Source organism: Streptomyces sp. NPDC054840 (assembly GCF_053611065.1).
Genome location: NZ_JBSGZP010000707.1, coordinates 1 through 3710, shown reverse-complemented (window position 1 = coordinate 3710; position 3710 = coordinate 1). Strand labels below are relative to the sequence as shown.

The 3710-nt window shown below is 72.5% G+C and carries 2 protein-coding genes; one reads left to right on the top strand and one right to left on the bottom strand.

What is annotated here, in order from left to right; translation table 11 throughout:
- Positions 1 to 1226, bottom strand: a 1226-nt coding sequence (locus tag ACWGIU_RS32645) for an MFS transporter (protein ID WP_453711722.1), incomplete at its 3' end; no start/stop codon positions are given.
- Positions 1227 to 1833: 607 nt separating this feature from the next.
- Between ACWGIU_RS32645 and ACWGIU_RS32640 the strand changes: the two genes are divergently transcribed.
- Positions 1834 to 3597, top strand: coding sequence for an acetyl/propionyl/methylcrotonyl-CoA carboxylase subunit alpha (locus ACWGIU_RS32640; protein ID WP_453711721.1), 1764 nt, complete (start codon positions 1834 to 1836; stop codon positions 3595 to 3597).
- Positions 3598 to 3710 lie beyond the last annotated feature (113 nt).

The window sequence follows — 3710 nt, the reverse complement described above, 5'->3', positions numbered from 1 at the left end:
GCTCGGTCCTCCCGGTCCGCTCCCGCGTCGGCGGTCTTCGGCCCGGGCTTCTTCCTTTCCTCCGGCAGGCCCAGGACGCGGACCGCGTACGGCGCCACGAGCGCCCCCACGGCCGAGGTGGCCGCGGCCGCCACGCAGGCGGCGCTCCAGCCGGCCTCCTCGTAGAGCACGCCCAGCACCAGCGGGCCGGCCACCACACCGGTCAGACGGGCGCTCTCGTACAGGCCCATGGCCCGGCCGGTCCGCCCCCCGGAGGCGGCGGCCACGGTCGCCTGTTCCACCGGGATCTGCGCGGCGAAACAGGCGGCGGCCACGGTCCACAGGACGGCGACGGCGGGCGGCGTGGAGACGACCGCGAGCCCCGCGGCGAACAGCGCGCTCGCCGCGAACGAGGCGACCATGGTCGGTGTACGGCCCAGTCGGCCGGTGAGGTGGTGCGCGTGCGCCGGCAGCAGGACGAACACCACGAAGCCGGGGGCGAAGACCAGCGCGATCTCGTTCGGGGACAGCTCCAGGTCCGTCTGCAGCCGCAGCAGCAGGAGCATCCACAGCCCCGCCTCGGCCGCGGCCGTCACCGCGGACACCACCATCAGCGGCAGCAGCCGGCGCTTCGCCGCACCCCACCGCTCCCGGTGCTCGCTCGCCCCCCGGGCCCGCTCCTGGCGGGGCCCGCGCAGCAGCGAGGCCGTGGCCACCGCGCAGGCGGCGCTGCCCAGCCAGAACAGCGGCGGATAGCCAGCACGTTCCAGCAGGGAGAACGCCACCAGGTAGCCCACGAAGGCGCCCTGGCCTTCCGCGGCCAGCAATCTGCCGTACGCGGAGGTGCCCTCGCCCTCCTGCGACCGCTGCCCGGTCCAGGCCCGCAGCGCGACCCAGAAGAGGGCCCCGCCGGCGCCGCCCAGGCCCGCCGCGACGAAGGCCACCACCAGCGAGTCGGCGAGCGCGTAGCCCGCGAACGACAGGGCGTAGAGACCCGCACCTGCCGCGGCCACCCGCCGCTCATCGAAGCGGTCGGCCAGCTCCCCGGCCAGCGGGCGCACGATCAGCGACAACGCCGCCTCGAAGGCGATCAGCGCGCCGACCACGGAGGCCCCGGCTCGCAGCGTCGACCCCGCCCACAGCGGCAGCAGGAAATCGAGCACCTCCGCCGGGGCGCTCGCGAGAACCGCCGCCGACAGGACCCGGCGCCCGGCCGGATCCGCGGGCGTCTTCGTCCCGGCGCTCACGCTTCGACGGCCGGTGGGCAGCACCCGGCCTCCGCCGTGTCGGACCTGCCGGGAAGGCACCCCCGGAAGCTGTGCTCCAACGCCATCGCCTCGTCCTCGTCTCGCTGTCGTCGTTCTGCACACCGTCGGTAGGACGCCGTCCGGCCCGCCCGGGTTGTCATCTCGCCGGTATCGCCGCCGCCGCGCGATCGCGGACCCCCGCTGTCGTCCATCCGTAGGACACGCCCGGCGCGCTGCCGCCCGCCCGGACCCGTGCGGGCCACATCGCTGTGGGTACGGTGTTGTCCCTGTTCGCCCGGTGGGCCCGCCGGGCTACCAATCAGTAAACAAGGGGACAACTCCTCTCACGACCGCAAAGAAACTGTGAGCCGTTCGTAGGGACTCGACAAAGAATCACCCGGGGCCGCTGACCGGGGGGACAGAGACCTTGGATACATGACGGGGTTACTGTGCAGTCGGGGATCCCCCTGACCTGGGGCGCCACAAGGGTTCTCCGGCGGATCGGCCCTCGCATCACACTCTGTGTGGGCAAGGTCACCACCGGGGAAGGGTCGAAAGGCCGTGTGGGCTGTCCCTAAACTCAGCTTGTTTCAAGGAGGGAGCCATCGTGCGCAAGGTGCTCATCGCCAACCGTGGCGAAATCGCTGTCCGCGTTGCTCGGGCCTGCCGGGACGCCGGGATCGGGAGCGTAGCCGTCTACGCCGATCCGGACCGGGACGCTCTGCACGTCCGCGCGGCCGACGAAGCTTTCGCGTTGGGCGGTGACACCCCGGCCACCAGCTACCTGGACATCTCCAAGGTCCTCCAGGCCGCAGCCGACTCCGGTGCGGACGCCATCCATCCCGGATACGGCTTCCTCTCCGAGAACGCCGACTTCGCCCAGGCCGTGATCGACGCCGGCCTGACCTGGATCGGTCCGCCGCCGCAGGCCATCCGTGACCTCGGCGACAAGGTGGCCGCCCGTCACATCGCCCAGCGTGCCGGGGCGCCGCTGGTCGCCGGTACGCCGGACCCGGTCTCCGGGTCCGACGAGGTCGTAGCCTTCGCCAAGGAGCACGGCCTGCCGATCGCCATCAAGGCCGCCTTCGGTGGTGGCGGTCGCGGCCTGAAGGTCGCCCGCACCCTCGAAGAGGTGCCGGAGCTCTACGACTCCGCCGTCCGTGAGGCCGTCGCCGCCTTCGGCCGCGGCGAGTGCTTCGTCGAGCGCTACCTCGACAAGCCCCGCCACGTCGAGACCCAGTGCCTGGCCGACTCGCACGGCAACGTCGTCGTCGTGTCGACCCGTGACTGCTCCCTTCAGCGCCGCCACCAGAAGCTGGTGGAGGAGGCCCCGGCGCCGTTCCTGAGCGACGCTCAGAACGCGGAGCTGTACGCCGCTTCCAAGGCGATCCTGAAGGAAGCCGGCTACGTCGGCGCCGGCACCGTCGAGTTCCTCGTCTCCGCCGACGGCCTGATCTCCTTCCTGGAGGTCAACACCCGCCTCCAGGTCGAGCACCCGGTCACCGAAGAGGTCTCCGGCATCGACCTGGTCCGCGAGATGTTCCGCATCGCCGACGGCGAGGAGCTCGGCTACGGGGACCCGGTCCTGCGCGGTCACTCCATCGAGTTCCGTATCAACGGCGAGGACCCGGGCCGCGGCTTCCTCCCGGCGCCCGGCACGGTGACGAAGTTCACCGCGCCGTCGGGCCCGGGCGTGCGCCTCGACGCGGGTGTCGAGTCCGGCTCCGTGATCGGCCCGGCCTGGGACTCGCTGCTGGCCAAGCTGATCGTCACCGGTGCCACCCGCGAGCAGGCCCTGCAGCGCGCCGCCCGCGCGCTCGCCGAGTTCGAGGTCGAGGGCATGGCCACCGCCATCCCGTTCCACCGTGCGGTCGTCTCCGACCCGGCGTTCGCCCCCACCGACGGCACCCCGTTCACCGTCTTCACCCGGTGGATCGAGACCGAGTTCGTCAACGAGATCCCGGCGTTCACGGCCCCGGCCGCAGACGACGTCGAGGACGAGCCCGGCCGCGAGACGGTGGTCGTCGAGGTCGGCGGCAAGCGCCTGGAGGTCTCCCTCCCCTCCTCGCTGGGCATGACCCTGGCCCGTACGGCCGCCGCCGGTGGCGCGAAGCCGAAGCGCCGCGCGGCCAAGAAATCCGGCCCGGCCGCCTCCGGCGACACCCTCGCCTCCCCGATGCAGGGCACGATCGTCAAGGTCGCGGTCGAGGAGGGCCAGCAGGTCAACGAGGGCGACCTGGTCGTCGTACTCGAAGCCATGAAGATGGAGCAGCCGCTGAACGCGCACCGCTCCGGCACCGTCGTCGGCCTCACGGCCGAGGTCGGGGCGTCCGTCACTTCGGGTGCCACGATCTGCGAGATCAAGGACTGACGTCCTGCAACGGGGTTTTCGGGGCTTCTGCCCCGGGGGCCCCGTTTCGCATGTGCGGCGCCGCTCCGGGGGTTCGGCCCCCGCACCCCGGCGCCTCACACGCCGGTCGGGGC